This is a genomic window from Labilithrix sp., assembly GCA_019637155.1.
In the GTDB taxonomy this organism is placed as follows: domain Bacteria; phylum Myxococcota_A; class Polyangia; order Polyangiales; family Polyangiaceae; genus Labilithrix.
Map to the genome: position 1 here is coordinate 406770 of JAHBWE010000005.1, position 16778 is coordinate 423547.

At 70.5% G+C, this 16778-nt stretch carries 15 protein-coding genes; 10 read left to right on the plus strand and 5 right to left on the minus strand.

The genetic code is table 11. The annotated features are described in order from the left end of the window. The first annotated feature begins 2 nt into the window (after positions 1-2). The 3 genes from KF837_12735 (at position 3) to mtnA (ending at position 2247) form a co-directional block, all read left to right on the plus strand. A complete protein-coding gene (locus KF837_12735) occupies positions 3-815 on the plus strand; it encodes a tetratricopeptide repeat protein (GenBank protein MBX3228180.1) in 813 nt (270 codons plus the stop codon). 59 nt (positions 816-874) lie between these two features. Beyond that, on the plus strand, positions 875-1111 hold the full coding sequence (locus KF837_12740; GenBank protein MBX3228181.1) for a hypothetical protein: 237 nt from the start codon (positions 875-877) through the stop codon (positions 1109-1111). A gap of 107 nt (positions 1112-1218) precedes the next feature. Beyond that, the gene (gene mtnA, locus KF837_12745) at positions 1219-2247 is read left to right on the plus strand and encodes an S-methyl-5-thioribose-1-phosphate isomerase (protein MBX3228182.1); all 1029 of its coding nucleotides are present in this window, start codon (positions 1219-1221) and stop codon (positions 2245-2247) included. 3 nt (positions 2248-2250) lie between these two features. Here the strand turns inward: mtnA and KF837_12750 are convergent, their stop codons facing one another. Continuing rightward, positions 2251-3174: a dienelactone hydrolase family protein gene (locus KF837_12750; protein ID MBX3228183.1), complete on the minus strand. Its 924-nt coding sequence runs from the start codon at positions 3172-3174 to the stop codon at positions 2251-2253. A gap of 21 nt (positions 3175-3195) precedes the next feature. On the opposite strand from KF837_12750, the gene lipA reads away from it, so the two are divergent. The 3 genes from lipA (at position 3196) to KF837_12765 (ending at position 7147) form a co-directional block, all read left to right on the plus strand. After that, positions 3196-4413 (plus strand): lipoyl synthase, encoded by a 1218-nt coding sequence (lipA, locus tag KF837_12755; protein MBX3228184.1) that lies wholly within the window; start codon positions 3196-3198, stop codon positions 4411-4413. Beyond that, positions 4410-5249, plus strand: coding sequence for a cupin domain-containing protein (locus KF837_12760; protein ID MBX3228185.1), 840 nt, complete (start codon positions 4410-4412; stop codon positions 5247-5249). The genes lipA and KF837_12760 overlap by 4 nt, the downstream gene beginning before the upstream one ends. A gap of 134 nt (positions 5250-5383) precedes the next feature. Then, positions 5384-7147 (plus strand): peptidase S8, encoded by a 1764-nt coding sequence (locus KF837_12765; GenBank protein MBX3228186.1) that lies wholly within the window; start codon positions 5384-5386, stop codon positions 7145-7147. Positions 7148-7156: 9 nt separating this feature from the next. On the opposite strand, the gene KF837_12770 is transcribed toward KF837_12765, so the two are convergent. The 3 genes from KF837_12770 to KF837_12780 form a co-directional block, all read right to left on the minus strand. Then, positions 7157-8017, minus strand: coding sequence for a hypothetical protein (locus KF837_12770; GenBank protein MBX3228187.1), 861 nt, complete (start codon positions 8015-8017; stop codon positions 7157-7159). 175 nt (positions 8018-8192) lie between these two features. Beyond that, positions 8193-10076 carry a hypothetical protein gene (locus KF837_12775; GenBank protein MBX3228188.1) on the minus strand — a complete coding sequence of 628 codons (1884 nt, stop codon included), beginning with the start codon at positions 10074-10076 and terminating at the stop codon, positions 8193-8195. A gap of 129 nt (positions 10077-10205) precedes the next feature. After that, positions 10206-11663 (minus strand): MFS transporter, encoded by a 1458-nt coding sequence (locus KF837_12780; protein ID MBX3228189.1) that lies wholly within the window; start codon positions 11661-11663, stop codon positions 10206-10208. 72 nt (positions 11664-11735) lie between these two features. Here KF837_12780 and KF837_12785 point away from each other — a divergent pair, with 72 nt between their 5' ends. Genes KF837_12785 through KF837_12800 form a run of 4 tightly spaced genes read left to right on the plus strand, consistent with a single transcriptional unit; the run spans position 11736 to position 15904 of the window. Further along, the gene (locus KF837_12785; protein ID MBX3228190.1) at positions 11736-12851 is read left to right on the plus strand and encodes a DUF444 family protein; all 1116 of its coding nucleotides are present in this window, start codon (positions 11736-11738) and stop codon (positions 12849-12851) included. A gap of 20 nt (positions 12852-12871) precedes the next feature. Further along, positions 12872-13888, plus strand: coding sequence for a hypothetical protein (locus KF837_12790; protein ID MBX3228191.1), 1017 nt, complete (start codon positions 12872-12874; stop codon positions 13886-13888). A 22-nt stretch (positions 13889-13910) separates the two neighbouring features. Continuing rightward, positions 13911-15473 carry a SpoVR family protein gene (locus tag KF837_12795; GenBank protein ID MBX3228192.1) on the plus strand — a complete coding sequence of 521 codons (1563 nt, stop codon included), beginning with the start codon at positions 13911-13913 and terminating at the stop codon, positions 15471-15473. A gap of 20 nt (positions 15474-15493) precedes the next feature. Then, positions 15494-15904 (plus strand): hypothetical protein, encoded by a 411-nt coding sequence (locus tag KF837_12800; protein ID MBX3228193.1) that lies wholly within the window; start codon positions 15494-15496, stop codon positions 15902-15904. Positions 15905-15954: 50 nt separating this feature from the next. On the opposite strand, the gene KF837_12805 is transcribed toward KF837_12800, so the two are convergent. Next, entirely contained in the window at positions 15955-16734 is a 780-nt protein-coding gene (locus tag KF837_12805) for a hypothetical protein (GenBank protein MBX3228194.1), read from the minus strand. Positions 16735-16778: the final 44 nt, after the last annotated feature.

Consider the following 16778-nt stretch of genomic DNA (forward strand, 5'->3'; position numbering starts at 1 on the left):
GCGTGCGGAAGACAGCGCTCGCCGTCCTCTTGATCGGAGTCGCGGCCTGCGCGCGGCCGACGCCGATCGAGCGCGCGCAGCAGCTCGTTCGCCTCCATCGCGAGCCGGAGGCGACCGCGCTCCTCCGCGGGCACCTCGGCGCGCACCCCGACGACGTCCCGGCGCGCCGCCTCCTCGTCCGTGTGCTCGCCTTCGCCGGCGACCTCGAAGGCGCGAAGCGCGAGGCGGAGGAGATCGCGCGGCGCAGGCCCGACGATCCGACCGCGTGGATCGAGATGGGCCACGCGTACGAGCTCGCGCATCGCTTCGACGAGGCGCTCGCCGCGTACGACACGGCGGCGAGCACCGCGCCGGCGTCGCCGCTCGGACCACGCGAGGGCGGGATGCGCGCCGCGCGGTGGGGCGAAGCGGAGGTCGCCGCGCCGCGGCTCGAGGAGGCGATCCGCCGCGGCGCGAGCGACGCGGAGACGTTCCACGTCCTCGGCCTCGTGCGCTTGAACCTCCGCGAGTACGACGCGGCGAAGGCGGCGTACGAGCGCGGGCTCGCCGCCGATCCGAAGAGCAGCGAGAACGTGCTCGGGCTCGCCACCGTCGCGGTCGCGCGCGGCGACGCGCAAGAGGCGCTCGCGGCGTACGACACCCTCGCGCGGATGAAGCCGCGGCACGCGGCGGCACAGCTCGGGCGCGCGTGGGCGCTCGCGAAGCTGGGGCGGCGCGCCGACGCGGAGCGCGCGCTCGATCGGGCGGCGGAGCTCGGCGCCGCACCGGCGAACGTCGCGAAGATGCGCGCGGGCTTGAGGGCCGGCGATCTCTGAATCGATCGCGCCGGATCGAAGCCGGCGATCTCGGTGACGATCGCAGATAAGGTGGAGGGATGGCGGAACGTTCGCTCGCGATGAAGGAGCTCGACGAGGTCTTCGAGGACCTCGTGACGTTGCTCAAGAACCCCGAGGTCGGCGCCGAGCTCACCGCGCGCGGCGTCAACACGAGCCTCGCGATCGTCGGCGCGGAGGGGCTCGCCGCCTACGTGAACGGCGACAAGGCGCGCGCCGCCGACGATCTGTTCACCGTGGCGGAGGAGATCAAGTCGCGGATGGGAGCGGCGTCATGAGCGACAGCCTCGGATCGGGCCGCGTGGGCGTCCCCACGCTCCGCACGGGTCAGGCGCATCCCCATCCGGAGCCGATCGGCGGCTCCGCGTCGTCGCCGGTCGAGCTCATGCCCGGCTACCGCGTGGTGCTCCTCGATCAGCGGCGCCTGCCGTCGCAGGAGCGCTTCGAGTTCTACGCGCGGCCGGAGGAGGTCGCGCAGGCGATCCGCGACATGGTCGTGCGCGGCGCGCCCGCGATCGGGATCGCCGCCGCGTACGGGATCGCCGCCGCCGCGATGCAGGCGCGCGGGGACGCCGCGTCGTTCCTCGAGGCGATGCGCGTCGCGGACGAGGTGCTCCGCGCGGCGCGCCCCACCGCGGTGAACCTCGCGTGGGCCCTCGACCGGATGCAGGTCGTCGTGCGCGACGCCGCCGCGCTCGACTTCGCGACGCGCGTCGAGGCGGTGGCGAAGACGGCGCGCGCGCTGCACAAGGCCGAGGTCGACGCGTGCAGGACGCTCGGGCGCCTCGGCGCGGAGCTCGTCCCCGACGGCGCGACCGTGCTCACGCACTGCAACGCGGGCGCGCTCGCGACCGGCGGCTACGGCACCGCGCTCGGGATCGTCCGCGCCGCGCGCGAAGCGGGGAAGGAGGTGAAGGTCCTCGCGTGCGAGACGCGGCCGTACCTCCAGGGCGCGCGCCTCACCGCGTGGGAGCTCATGAAGGACAAGGTCCCGGTCGAGGTGATCGGCGACTCGATGGCGGCGCACTTCATGGCGAAGAAGGCGATCGACCTCGTCGTCGTCGGCGCGGACCGCATCGCGCGGAACGGCGACGCCGCGAACAAGATCGGCACGTACTCGCACGCCTGCGCCGCCGCCGCGCACGGCATCCCGTTCTACGTCGCGGCGCCGTGGAGCACGGTCGACCTCGCGTGCCCCAACGGCGACGCGATCCCGATCGAGGAGCGCGACGAGCGCGAGCTCACCCACTTCGCGGTCCCGGAGGGCGGCGAGGCGCAGATCGTCCCCGCCGGCGTCCGCGCGCGGAACCCGTCCTTCGACGTCACGCCGGCGAGGCTCCTCGCCGCGATCGTGACGGAGCGCGGCGTCGCCCGCCCCGTCACGCCCGAGTCCCTCGCCGCGCTCGCGCGCTGAAGATCAGCGCGTGTGCCGAGCGAAGAAGCGGAAGAGCTCCTCCGTCGCGTCGACGTCGAGGCTCGTCTTGCCCGTCACGATCTCCGGGAACGCGCCGTCGCCGCTCGGCCAGCTATGGCCGCCGCCTTCGACGGCGTGGAACACCACCTCGGATCCCTCGAGGCACCGCGGGTAGCGCGTCTCGACGACGCGGGTGCCGTCGTCTCGGCCGTCGATCGTGCGCGGCGGATCGGCGGGCTCACACGCGTTCAGCGTCACCCAGCGCGCCCGCGTCGCGTCCCCGGAGAGCACCTCACCGAGGTCGCGCGCGACCGTGCCGCCGCCGTACGGCACGATCGGATCCTCGGTCCCGGCGATCACCATCGCGGAGACCGGCCGCGCCGGCGCGCACGTGTCGGCGCCGTTCGCGGGCATGAGCGCCCCGACGGCGCCGATCGCCGCGACCCGATCGCCGAGCTCGCACGCGATTCGGAACGACATCATCCCGCCGTTCGACATGCCTGCAACATACACGCGCTTCGGGTCCACCTCGCGCTCGGCGACGAAGCGGTCCACGAGCGCACGGATGAACGCGACGTCGTCGACCTTCTGCTCGCTCGCCTTCGTCACGCCGCGGTAGTCGTTCCACGAGCGGTCCACGCCGTCGGGGTAGATGACGACGAATCCTTCGCGATCGGCGACCGAGCTCGCGTGCGCCTGGTCTTCCATGTTCACGCCCCGACCGAGCTGGCCGTGGAGCAGGATCGCGAGCGGCCACGTCGCGGTCGGGTCCGCGCCGTGGCCCGGCGGCAGGCGATAGAGGTACGAGCGCTCGCGCCCGCCGACGTCGATCGTCGCCTCCTCCGTCCCCTCGTCGGGTCGATTCCGACAGCCAGACGTGACGACGGCGACGAGGACGACGGCGAAGGCCGCTCGAACGATGTGCATGGCGCGCAGGTGGCAACCGTCATGCCAGTACGAGCCTCTCCAAATCCCGCGCGATCGTCGCGCGGTGTGCACGGCGCTTCACCGGTGGACTGGTCCGCGTTCAGGCTCGGCGCGTCATCGCGGAAAAAGGACCGAATTGACCCGGCTTCGGGGGGACGCTACGTGACCGGCGTGGCCAGCGATCCCTCACGTCCGGCGTCGCGGTTCGCGCCGAAGCCCCCGTGGCTCAAGGTCCGCGCCCCCGGCGGCGAGACGTACACGAACCTGAAGCAGACGTTCCGCGCGCTCGACCTCCACACCGTGTGCGAGGAGGCGCGCTGCCCGAACGTGGGGGAGTGCTGGGGCGAGGGCACCGCGACGGTGATGCTCCTCGGCGACGTGTGCACGCGCGGCTGCCGCTTCTGCGCGGTGACGAGCGGCGATCCGCGCGGCGCGGTCGACGTGCGCGAGCCGGAGCACGTCGCGCGCGCGATCGCGCGGCTCGGCCTCCAGTACGTCGTCATGACGATGGTCGATCGCGACGACCTCCTCGACGGCGGCGCGGCGCACGTCGCCAAGACGGTGACGCGCCTCCGCGAGCTCCGCCCCGACATCCTGATCGAGACGCTGCTTGGCGATTTCGGCGGACATCACGATTACGTTGATTTGACGGTGCAGGCCCAGCCGCACGTCTGGGCGCACAACATCGAGGTGGTGAGGCGCCTCCAGCGCACGATCCGCGACGTCCGCTGCAGCTACGAGAAATCGCTCGGCGTCTTGAAGCACGTGAAGGACGTCGATCCGGAGCGCATCACGAAGACGTCGATCATGGTCGGCATCGGCGAAGAGGACGACGAGGTGCTCGAGACGATGGCGGACCTCCGCGCGGCGGGCGTCGACCTCCTCACGATCGGCCAGTACCTCCGTCCGACGCCGAAGCACGCGGAGGTGCATCGCTTCGTCACGCCGGAGGCCTTCGCGCGCTTCGCAGAGGAGGGGAAGAAGCTCGGCTTCGCGTACGTCGCGAGCGCGCCGCTCGTGCGCAGCTCCTACAAGGCGGCGGAGGTCTTCGTGCGCAGCGTGCTCCGGCCGGACGATCCCGCGGCGGCGGGGAAGCTCCTCGAGGAGCGGCTCGCCGAGGCGCGCCGCGCCGCGGCCGCGATCGACGGCTCGGACGTGCCGAAGACGACGAGCGAGCTCGCCGCGCGCGCGACCGCCGCGTTGCTCCCGGCGACGAGCCTCGTCCGCAAGCCGTCGTGAAGAGCTGCCGCGTCGCTTCGATCGTCGCGATCGGCGCCGTCGGCGCGGCGGGGATCGTCGAAGCCTGCGGCGGCGATCGGCCGGCCGCGCCTCCGGTCGTGGCCGCGCCCGCGGCGGCGGACAAGGACAAGGACAAGAAGGAGGAGGACGCGCTCGAGGTCGCGTTCTTCGAGGGGCGCACGAAGCTCGGTGGTCCGCCGTGCAGCCGGCTCTTCATCGTCGCGGCGAAGGGGACGGTCACGCTCGCGGACGACGTGCTGAAGACGGGCGACGTGATGATCATCCAGTACCCGGACGATCTCTACGCCGACGCGGACGGCCTCGCGCTCCGCGTCGTGCAGCCGTTCGCGTGCTCGCTCCGCGACAAACCGGGGCCGGTCGTCTCGCTCCGCCGCGCCCATCTCGCGCGCGAGCTCACGTGGGCGGGCGGCCGGATGCACGCGCACCTCGACGTCGGCGCGGACGTCTCGCCGGACCTCTACCTCGGGCGGCTCGAAGGCACCGCCGCCGTCGGCGAGCATCGTCACGAGACGTCGGCGGAGATCCTCGTCGCGATCGAGGCGGCGGGCACGTTCACGATCGACGGCAAGGCGAGCCGCCTCGGCCCGCGCCAGATCGTGACGGTCCCGAAGGACACGCCGCACGCGTGGACGCCCGATCCCGGCACGAACCTCGTCGCGGTCCAGCTCTACGCGCCGCCGGGCCCCGAGCGTCGCTTCCTCATGCTCGACGCCGCCGAGCGCGACGCCGGAGCGCCGAAGGGCTGGTGCGACCCGCCGTTCGCGATCGATGCGAACGGGCACCGGAAGTACCACGTGGGCTGCCCAGGGCTCTAGCGTCGCAAAGCTCAGCCGCGCCCACATCCTCGTACCGAAAACGGCTGAGCATGTGCGAGGAGGGGGATCGTGCTTAGCTTTGTCAGGCCGCCTGGGAAGATCTTTGCCCGGCCGAGCCTCGTAGAAGGAAACCGATGACCAAGCGTTCGCTGCTTCTCGCGTCCTCCTCCCTCGGCCTGCTCCTGGCGATCCCCGGGCACGCCGCCGCCGCGCCGTCCAATCCCTTCGATCCTCCGCTCCGCGATCTCGTCCCCACCGCCGCGGTGGTCGACGCGCCGGACTTCATCCCCGGCGAGATCGTCGTCGACGTGAAGGACGACCTGTCCGACGCCGAGATCGAGGCGCTCGGTCGCGAGCTCCACGTCTCGCTCCGCGACAACAGCCCAGGCGTGAAGGACGACGGCAACATCGAGATCGCCGACGTCGCGCCGGGCGAGATGGCCGCGGTCATGGCCCGCCTCGCCGCGGACCCGCGCGTCGAGGGCGTCGAGCCGGCCGCGGTCGCGCAGATGTACTGGGCGCCGAACGATCCGAAGTACTCCGAGCAGTGGCACATGACGCGCGCCGGCGCCGAGACGGCCTGGGAGTACGCGTGCGGGCAGGGCGTCACGGTCGCGGTCGTCGACACCGGCGTCGCCTGTTACGACGAGGGCGGCTTCATGAAGGGCACCGACCTCGCGGGGACGACCTGCGTCGGCGGCTACAACTTCGTCGGCAAGAACGAGATCGCGGCGGACGATCAGGGGCACGGCACGCACGTCGCCGGCACCATCGCGCAGACGACGAACAACGGCATCGGCGTCGCGGGCCTCGCGCACTGCGCGAAGCTGATGCCGGTGAAGGTCCTCTCCGCGCGCGGCTGGGGCACGATGGCGGACGTCGCGGAGGGGATCCGCTGGGCCGCCGATCACGGCGCGCAGGTCATCAACCTGTCGCTCGGCTCCTCGCAGAAGAGCCCCGTCGTCGAGAAGGCCGTCACGCACGCGTACAAGAAGGGCGTCATCGTCGTCGCCGCGGCGGGCAACTCGGGCCGCTCGGTCGGCTACCCGGCGGGATACCCGGGCGTCATCGCGGTGAGCGCGACGGACAAGAACGACAACATCGCGTGGTTCTCCTCGCGTGGACCCGAGGTCGCGATCGGCGCGCCCGGCGTCGGCGTCACGCAGCAGACGATCTGCGAGTCCGGCAAGAACAAGTGCGAGGTCTGGGGCACGTTCAACGGCACGAGCATGGCCTCGCCGCACGTCGCGGGCGCGGCGGCGCTCCTCGTCGGTCAGGGCGTGACGGATCCGGACGCGGTGAAGGCGACGCTCCAGGGCACCGCGACGCCGAAGGAGGACAAGAACCTCTTCGGCGCCGGCATCCTCGAGGCGGGCAAGGCCACGCAGAAGACCCACTGGGCTCACGTCGTCATCCGCCTCGCCGCGCTCGCCGCGATCGCGGCCGTCGTCGTGCGGCGCATCAAGCAGAAGGGCGGCAAGCTCGAGAAGGGCTCCGGCAAGGTCGCGGGAGCGCTCCTCGGCTCGGTCGGCCTCCTGCCGTTCCTCCCGCTCGTCGGCATCCCCGCTCGCATCGGCGGCGCGCGCGTCTTCGCGGAGCTCGCGATGAAGCCGCTCGGCGAGTGGACGCTCCTGCTCTCGCCCGCGATCCACAAGTGGCTCCCGCTCGCGAGCGCGCTCCCGGTCTTCGCGCTCACGGCGCTCATGTTCGGCAACAAGCACCTCCGGCCCGTCATCGGCGGCCTCGCGCTCGGCACCGCGGCGCTCTGCGCGCAGATCGGCATCTCGGGCGAGACCTGGTTCGCGATGGGCCCGTTCATGCTCCGCGTCTGGTGCGCGGTGAACGTCGTGCTTTGCATGGCGCTCGCGCGCCTCGCGCTCGACGCGAAGAAGGCCTGAACGAATCGCTCAGAACGTGCCGCGGGCGCTGAGCCCGCCGGCACCTGGTTGAAGCCACGGCGCGATGCTCGCGTTCCGTGGCTTCGTCGGTTCGAGGAAGTGCCAGATCAAGCCGCCGGCGATGAGCGCCGCGCCGCTGGCGATCCAGATCGCTCCGAACGTGGGTTGCCCCTTCGCCCGGCCCGCCTGCACCTGCCTCTCCTCGAGATCCTCGGAGCTCTCGTTCGGTAGCTGGACGCACGTGCTCGTTTCGAGACTGCAGCCGGACGGGAGGTCCGGCGCGGTGAGGAGCAGCACGACGCCGACGGTCACCGGGATGACGCCCGCGCCGACCACGAGCCACGGCCAGATCGTGTGACCGCCGTCCTCGCTCGACGACGGCACCACGTCCCTCACGGCGGGCACCACCATCGTCACCGCGCGCGCCTTCGCGCCCTCCTTCGCGATGATCGTCTCCGTGACCTTCGGCGGTGTGTTCGTGCCGAGCGGCACGTTGCGCTGGAGCGTGAGCGTGTGCGAGCCGGGATCGATCGGGATCGCCTTGCCGTCGAGCTGGTGGGTGATGACCTCGCCGTCGATCGTGAGCGTCGCGTCGCCGACGTCGCGCCCGGCCTCGTCCTTCGCGTCGACGACGATCGTCGGCATCGCCGCGAGCACCTGCTCCGCCCACGTCGCGCAGTCGCTCGCGATCATGGCGGGGCAGTCGGTGCTGCACGACACGAACTGCCGTCGCGCCTCGCGCAGCTTCCCGTCCGCGCGCGCGATCTGCCCGCGCTCGGCGGCCTTCGCGCACGCGGCCTGGTCGGCGCGCGCGCCGGGCGCCATCCCCACGACCGCCGCTCCGACGAGCCCGACCACCCATCGACGCATCACCCGCGAGAGTACACGAGAGCTCGTTCTATGCGTGTCGCGCGAGCGGCGCCGAGCGGCAACAGGAACCTCTCCTCTGCGGGGTCCAGGGGCGGCGACGCGCGCCCCGCGCGTGGAGAGTCCCCTGGCGGGGAGAGCTCGAGAGGGGCAGCGCCCCTCTCGAACATGACAAGCCTCAGTCGTGGCCGTCGATGCGGGCCTGGAAGATGAAGTACGGCGGCATGCACGCGCCCGTTCCTGCCGGCGCGCCGGGGACGTACGAGCAGACGTAGTCGTCGCGGCAGGGGATGTCCACGTTGCAGGCCTGGCGGAGCGCCAGCTTCGGTGGGCTCATGCACTTCTCGAAGGACTCGCGGCCGCGCGCCATGCACTCGTTGAAGCCGCTCGGCGGGGCCGCGCCGCAGATGACGCGGTCCTTCAGCTGCCCCATCCGGTTGCAGATGGCGAAGCACGCGCCGCCGGGGAAGCCGCCGGACGCGCCGCTGCAGGAGCCGCCCGGCGTGCCGCGCGCGCAGAGCGCGTCGCCCGGGTCGAGGTTCTGCACCTTGTCCTGGTTCGGGTTCGTCGACGTCGTGATCCGGTCCTTCTCGCACGCCTCGCCCGGCTTCGGCGCGCCGTCGGTCACGCAGACGCCGATCGTTCCCTGGCCGATCATGTCCGCGCACTTGAGGCCGGCCATGCAGCTCCAGTCGGCGAAGGACGGGTCCGCGCCGAGGCCGCAGCTCGCGCCCGCGAGGCCGTCGTTGGTCGCGTGCTCCGCGAACGGCCGCGCCTCTTCGAGCTTCGCCGCGTCGGCGCCGTTCGCGACCGCGCGCACGAGGCGCATGCGCCACGCGAGCTCCTCGTTGAAGTGCGGCGAGGTCCCGACCGCGAGGCGATTGAGCTTGCTGTTCGTGCCGCGGTCGTCCTCGTTGCCGAGGACGTGGAAGCCCGCCATCGCGCGGTTCTGGTGGCAGCCCTGGCAGGACTCCTGATCGAGCTTGCGCACGAGGCCGCGCGCGCTCTTCACGTGGGTGAGGTTCCCGTACGCGACGGTGCGGAGATCGCTCTCGTCGAGGAGCTGCGAAAACGGTTGGTTCACGAGGCGGGCGAAGCCGCGCGGGCCGTGGGAGTAGACCGTCTTCGCGGAGAGCTCGGCCGGCAGCGTCGCGGTGCCGTGGTCGATGCCGTAGACGTTGTCCTTCACCCACTTCACGAGCGCGGCGCGCTTCGCGGGATCGGCGGTGATGGCGGGGATGTCGGGCGTGTTGTCGAGCGGCTTCGCCGTCATGCCGCCGTCGGCCGTGCGCTCCCACACGTTCAGCATGTACTGCGCCTCGCCGCCCATGTCCTTGCGGACGGAGGAGGGCCAGCGCACCGCCTGGAGGTTCGTCTCGAGGGTCACGAACTCGTCGAGGCCGGAGAGCGGACCCTTCGCCGCCGCGTCCGCGAGCGTCGCGCCGCTGCCGCCGAGCGAGAGCCAGCGGTTCATGCTCGGCGCGCAGCCGGTCTCGCCGTCGCGCGGCAACTGCGAGTGCACGACCGCGACCGTCATCGGCATGCGCGACGTCGCGCCCTCGCGCGGATCGGCGTAGGCGAGGCGGTAGACGAACCGCGTCTCGCCGCATCCGCCGGAGGCCGCCGCGCGATCGATGCGGTTCGTCACCGCGACGAGCTCGAAGCGGCTGCGGCTCGAGCGGAGCCAGCGCCGATCGAAGAGGCGATGCGAGGCCGCCATCCCGACCTTGAGCTCGCGATCGTTGCGCTGGAGCTCGTCGAGGTTCGCGTCCATGGCGGCCGCGATCGACGACCATGCCTTGGTCGTCGCGAGCTTGTCCGCCGTCGCGTCGTCGGGCTGATCGAAGTGGTGGCCGAAGCCGAAGCCCATCTTCTCGAGCTGGCGGAGCGCCGCCGGCTCCGTGATCGCGGTCGCCGGCGCGCTGCTCGGATCGAGGCTCGAGACCGCCTGCTCGCCGAGGCCCGTGTCGTCCTCTTCGTCGTCGGTCGTGGCCGTCGTGCACGCGGCGGCGAGGGCGGCGCCGGCGAGCGCGAGACCGAGTCGGACGAAGGCGGGGCGCATAAGGCTCTGTTCAGCACCGTGTGTGCCAGCAGCCTACACGTGGGTGTGATCCTGAATTCAGTAGGGATTACAGGATATTGGCTCGCCCTGGGGGAACGCGGATGCTGGTGTCTCTGCAATCGAACAGGATCACGGCTTAGCCGGCGTGATCTTCCGCTCGACGTGGGGGAAAGCCCACGCCGCCACGAGCGCCGCTGCCCCGAGCGCGCCCCAGATCCAGGTGATGTGGAGGAGGCCGCGCGAGAGGTCGCCCGCGATCGCGGCGAGCACCTCCGTCGCGACCGACTTGCGCTCCGGTCCGAGGATGCGCGCGACGAGCTCCGCGCCGCCGTGCGCGCGGGCCTCCGGCGTCGCGAGGAGCTGGCGCGCGAGGACGACGCCCATCACGCCGACGCCCACCGTGCCGCCGATGCTTCGGAAGAAGATCGTGCTCGCGGTCGCGACGCCGCGCTCCGAGAAGCTCACGCTCGTCTGCACCGCGATGACGAGCGCGGTGTTCGCGAAGCCCATCCCGACGCCGAACGCGATCCCGCCGAGGCGGAGCTCGCCCGCGGTCGCGCCGCGTCCGACCGTGACGACGAACATCACCGTCGACGCCGCGACGACGAACATGCCGAAGCGCACGAGCGTGCGGAAGCCGAGCCGCGCGAGGAGCCGCCCCGAGATCGCGCTCGCGATCGGCCAGCCCACCGCCATCGGCGCGATCGTGGCGCCGGCCTCCGTCGGCGAGGCGCCGAGCACCCCCTGCGCGTAGAGCGGGACGAACGTGACGATGCCGATCATCGCCGCGCCGGTGACGGCGGACAGCACGCCCGAGACCGCGAGCACGCGTTCGCGGAAGAGGCGCGGCGGGAGCATCGCCTCCTTCGCGCGCCGCTCCACGACGACGAACGCGACCGCGAGCGCGACGCTCGCGGGGAGGAGGACCCACGGCGCGACGCCCTCGACCCCGAGGAGCAGCGCGACGATCGCGAGCGAGAGCAAGACCGCGCCGGCGACGTCGAGGGCGTGGTCCTTCTTCGCGATCGACTCGTGCAGCGCGCCGGCGAGGAGCGCGGCGGAGAGGAGCCCGAACGGCACGTTGACGTAGAACACCCAGCGCCACGAGAGCGCCGCGACGATCACGCCGCCGAGGAGCGGGCCGGCGAGGCCGGCGATCCCCCAGACCGCGCCGAAGAGCCCCTGCATCTTCGCGCGCTCCTCGACGTCGAAGATGTCCCCGACGACGGTGATCGCGATCGGCTGGAGCCCGCCCGCGCCGAGCCCCTGCACCGCGCGGAAGGCGATGAGCGCGGTCATCGAGTGGGCCTGCCCGCTCGCCATCGAGCCGACGAGGAAGATCGCCATCGAGGCGAGGAGGACCGGCTTGCGGCCGTAGAGGTCGGCGAGCTTGCCGTGGATCGGCACCGTGACCGTCGACGTCAGCATGTAGGCCGAGAAGACCCATGCATAGTGCAAGGCGCCGCCGAGCTCGGCGACGACGGTCGGCATCGCGGTGGACACGACCGTCATCTCCATCGCCGCCATGAACAGCGCGAGCAGCAGCGCGACGACGGTGAGCGGGCGGTTCGTACGGCGAGCGGCCATTCGAGCGGGCAGCGCATGATAGCTTCGCTCCACGCCCCGGCGATGAGTGATACGCTTCGGTGGAAGGCCTCAATGTCGCTGAAGATCGACCAGGATCACTCACGCTTCCGCGCGATCGTCCGCGGCAAGATCAGGCAGAACCTCCGGAAGTACATCTCGCAGGGCGAGCTCATCGGGCGGAAGGGCAAGGACCTCGTCTCGATCCCGATCCCCCAGATCGACATCCCGCGCTTCCGCTTCGGCGACAAGCAGCAGGGTGGGGCGGGGCAGGGCGACGGCGAGCCCGGCGATCCGATCGGCGGCGGTCAGGACGGCGAGGAGGGCGGCGAGGGCAAGCAGGCGGGGCAGGGCGAGGGGGAGCACTCGCTCGAGGTCGACGTCACGCTCGACGAGCTCGCCGCGATCCTCGGCGAAGAGCTCGAGCTCCCCGACATCCAGGACAAGGGCAAGAGCAAGATCATCAACGCGAAGGACCGCTACACCGGCATCCGCCGCGTCGGCCCCGAGTCGCTCCGCCACTTCCGGCGGACCTACCGCGAGGCGCTCAAGCGGCAGATCTCGGTCGGCTCCTACGTCCCCGACAAGCCCGTCATCGTCCCGATCCCGGACGACAAGCGCTACCGGAGCTGGAAGACGCAGCAGGAGCCGGTCGCGAACGCGGTCATCATCTACATGATGGACGTCTCCGGCTCGATGGGCGACGAGCAGAAGGAGATCGTCCGCATCGAGAGCTTCTGGATCGATACGTGGCTGTCGAAGCAGTACAAGGGCCTCGAGAGCCGCTACATCATCCACGACGCGGTCGCGCGCGAGGTCGATCGCGACACGTTCTTCCACACCCGCGAGTCGGGCGGCACGATGATCTCGAGCGCGTACAAGCTCTGCTCGCAGCTCATCGACGACCACTACCCGCCGGACGAGTGGAACATCTATCCGTTCCACTTCTCCGACGGCGACAACTGGTCGATGGACGACACGCTCTCGTGCGTCGACATCCTCAAGCAGAAGCTCCTCCCGCGCGCGAACATGTTCGCTTACGGCCAGGTCGAGAGCCCGTACGGCTCGGGTCAGTTCATCAAGGACCTGCGCGAACACTTCGGAAAAGACGACCGCGTCATCACGAGCGAAATCCGCGACAAAGACGCTATCGTCGGAAGCATCAAAGAGTTCCTCGGGAAGGGGAACTGAGTCTGGCGCTTTTCCCGCGCGTGAAGCTCCTCTCCGTCGCGCTCGTCCTGCTCGCGTTCGCCGCGTGCGCGCCGGCGCGTCCGGCGGAGGTCGTGCTCGACTCGCACGACGCGGAGCCGCTGACGCCGGAGACCTCGCCGATCGGGCTCCGCCGCAGCCTCGTGGCGGACCAGTACTTCTGGCTCCGCGCGAAGGTCCTCGAGGGCGAGGCGCCGGCGCCGTTCGTCGACGCGCTCACCGCGATGCGCGAGCTGCGCGCGGACCTCGCCGCCGACCCCACCGCCTGGGAGGACCTCGAGGTCCCGCTCGGCACCGTGCGCCGCGCGAGCGAGCTCACCACCGTGTACGGCGAGCTGCCGGTCACACGCGACGTCGGCGGACGGCCGATGCAGCTCCGCGCGCGCGCGCTCCGCCTCTCCCGCGCGCTCGAGGCGACGGAGGGCGCGTACCGCGCGGGTCCGTTCCGCGAGCACGACGCGGAGATCCAGCGCGCGGCGAAGGACCTCGGCGCGCGGCTCCTGCCGCAGGTCGAGACGATCCTCCGCGCGATCGAGGCGGACATGGCGCTCCCCGGCGTGACGCGGCCGATCGTCGTCACCCTCGTCGGCGACGCGCCGTACCCCGGCATCTTCGCCGCCGACGCGCGCGGTCGCGCGAGCGCGAGCTTCGTGCGGGTGCACGGGCTCGAGGGCGCGGCGCTCTGCGAGACCGTCCTCCACGAGGCGATCCACTCGATCGACGAGCTCACCGTGCGGCTGCCGACGGCGATGAACGCGCTCCGCCGCGCGCTCGAGGCGAAGGGCATCGGCGACGACGACCCCAGCCTCGAGATGGCGGTGAACACGGTCACGTTCGCGGAGGCGGCGAGCCTCGTGCGGCGCTTCATCGATCCGAAGCATCGCCCGCTCGGCGAGAGCGGCTTCTACAACCTCTACCCGCCCGCGCGCGCGATCGTCGACGCGTGGGACAAGCACATCAACGGCGCGCCGCTCGAAGAGACGATGGATACGATCGCAAAGGCCGTCGCCGCGTCCTGAGTTTTTCCGATACGCTCCTCTCATGAGCGAGTTCGCGCTGAAGACGGCGCTCCCGCAGTATCTCGTCAAGGAGCAGGAACGCATCGCGAAGATCGCGGAGGGTGAAGGCCTCGACTTCTTCCCGACCGTCTTCGAGATCCTCACCTACGACCAGATGAACGAGATCGCGGCGTACAGCGGCTTCCCGAACCGCTTCCCGCACTGGCGCTACGGCATGGAGTACGAGCGCCTCTCGAAGAGCTACGAGTACGGCCTCTCGAAGATTTACGAGATGGTCATCAACAACAACCCTTCGTACGCGTACCTGCTCGAAGGCAACTCGCTCGTCGATCAGAAGATGGTCATGGCCCACGTCTACGGGCACGTCGACTTCTTCAAGAACAACTTCACGTTCCGCGCGACGGACCTCGACACCGGCGGCCGCACGACCGATCCCGCGACGCGCCCGAAGGACTACGACCCGAACCGCCGCTGGATCGACAAGATGGCGAACCACGGCGCGCGCGTCCGCCGCCACGTCGCGCGCCTCGGCATCAACAAGGTCGAGGACTTCATCGACCAGTGCCTCTCGCTCGAGAACCTGATCGATCCGCACGCCGCCTTCCACGGCCGCCGCGCGCAGCGCGACCCGGACGAGGAGGACAAGGCGACGGAGATCCCGCGCCTCAAGTCGAAGGACTACATGGAGTCCTTCATCAACCCGGAGGAGTTCCTCGAGGAGCAGCGCCAGAAGATCGAGGCCGAGAAGGAGCGCGAGAAGAAATTCCCCGCCCACCCCGAGCGCGACATCCTGAAGTTCCTCCTCGAGAACGCCCCCCTCGAGCGCTGGGAACGCGACATCCTCGAGATCATCCGCGAGGAGGCGCTGTACTTCGTCCCGCAGATGCAAACGAAGGTCATGAACGAAGGCTGGGCCTCGTACTGGCACTCGAAGCTGATGACGACGAAGGGCATCCTCGATGCCTCCGAGATCATCGACTACGCCGAGAACAACGCCGGTGTCATGGGGACGAGCGGGGGGCGGCTCAACCCCTACAAGCTCGGGGTCGAGCTCTATCGCAACGTCGAGGAGCGGTGGGACAAGGGGCAGTTCGGCAAGGAGTGGGAGGAGTGTGACGACCTCGACGCGAAGAAGCACTGGAACCTCCGCCTCGGGCTCGGGAAGAAGAAGATCTTCGAGGTGCGTGCGCTCTACAACGACGTCACGTTCATCGACGAGTTCCTCACGCCCGACTTCTGTCGCGAGCAGAAGCTCTTCTCGTTCGCGTACTCGAACCGCAACGAGCGCTTCGAGATCGAGTCGCGCGAGTTCAAGCAGGTGAAGGAGAAGCTCCTCTTCCAGCTCACGAACGCGGGCAACCCGTTCCTCTACGTCGAGGACGCGAACTACGACAACCGCGGCGAGCTCCTCATCCGCCACGACCACCAGGGCCTCGACCTCAAGGCCGACTACGCCCGCGAATGCATGAAGAGCCTCGTCCGCGTCTGGAAGCGGCCGGTGAACCTCCTCACCATCGTCGAGGGCAAGCAGGTCATGGTCCGCTACGACGGACGAGAGCACTCGACGCGGCACATGCGCCCCTGACGACGCCGCGGGGGCTCGCGATGCCGTTCGAACGCGACGAGTCGCACTGGCTGTTCAAGCTCTCGCCCGACGAGTGGATCCGCTCGGCGACGGGGGAGCTCCGGCGCGCGGAGGCGGCCTACGCGAAGAAGAACGCGCGCGCGGGGCTCGCCGGAGCGCGCCGCGCCGCGGGGATGGCGCTGAACGGCGCGCTCATCGTGCACCCGAACGACGGCTGGGGCCGCTCGTACATGGACCACCTCCTCGCGCTGAAGGCCGACCCCACCGCGCCGGCGCGCGTGCGAGAGGCGGCGGCGACGCTCGTCGACACCCCGCTCCCCGGCGGCGAGCTCGTCGCCCTCCGCACGTCGAACGCGGACGCCCGCGTCATCGAAGCGGCGCGCGACGTCGTCGCCCACGCCTACGCGGTCGTGATCAAAGGACAGGCATAGGGATCGTGTTGGATGACCGAGCGCCAGTGCGTCGCCGTGTCCGGCGCTGGTCACGACCCCGCGGGGAACGTCAGATTCTCGAGGTGCGTGTTTGCGTACAAATTCGACGCACCGAAGGTCACCCTTTGGAACCGGTAGTCGTTCTGGCCGGATGGGATGATCCCATTCACGACGATCTTCCCCGACGAGTCGGTCACCCGTTCGTCTGAAGAACCGATGAAAGTGAAAAGGACTCGCTGCCCACCAAGCGGCTCGCCTGCACCGATGCCGCGCCGCAGCGTGACGACGAACTTGCCCTTGGCCTCCGCGATGCTACTGGGCGGGGATCCCGGAGGGAGCGTGGAGGCGAGCGGGACGAGCTCGAGCTTCGTCGGCTGCTTTTGGATGTTGATGGGGCTCTCTCCCTGAGACGCGTTGGCCGTCGCGTCGCCATCGAAGCGGTAGCTCAAGCGAATAAAGGTCGGCTCTACTGTCCCAATGAGCTGAAAGTGCGACGTGAAGCTCGCGATGCCGACCTCGTTGCTCACGACGGTCCCGAGGTCGAGGCGCTCCTCGCGCTGGGGGCCAAACCCATAAGTCACGGTCGCGTTCACCCTCTTGCCGGCGATCGTGGCACCTGCCGTGTTCGTCAGCCTGACGCGGACGCGGTCCGGGATCCCTCTGTAGTACGGTCCGGCCGAGGGGACCACGGTCAGCTTGGTCGCTTGGGCCAACGGCGGGGTCGCGGGCTTGACGGGCTGGGCTTTGGGCTGGGTGGGCTGCACCTGCTGGGCCCCCGCAGGTCCCGCGAGGAGGGCGACGACGGCGAACGACGACAGACGTAGGCTCATGAGATCCTCCGGGCGGGTCCTCGCGCTCGCGACGCGGGCGCGGG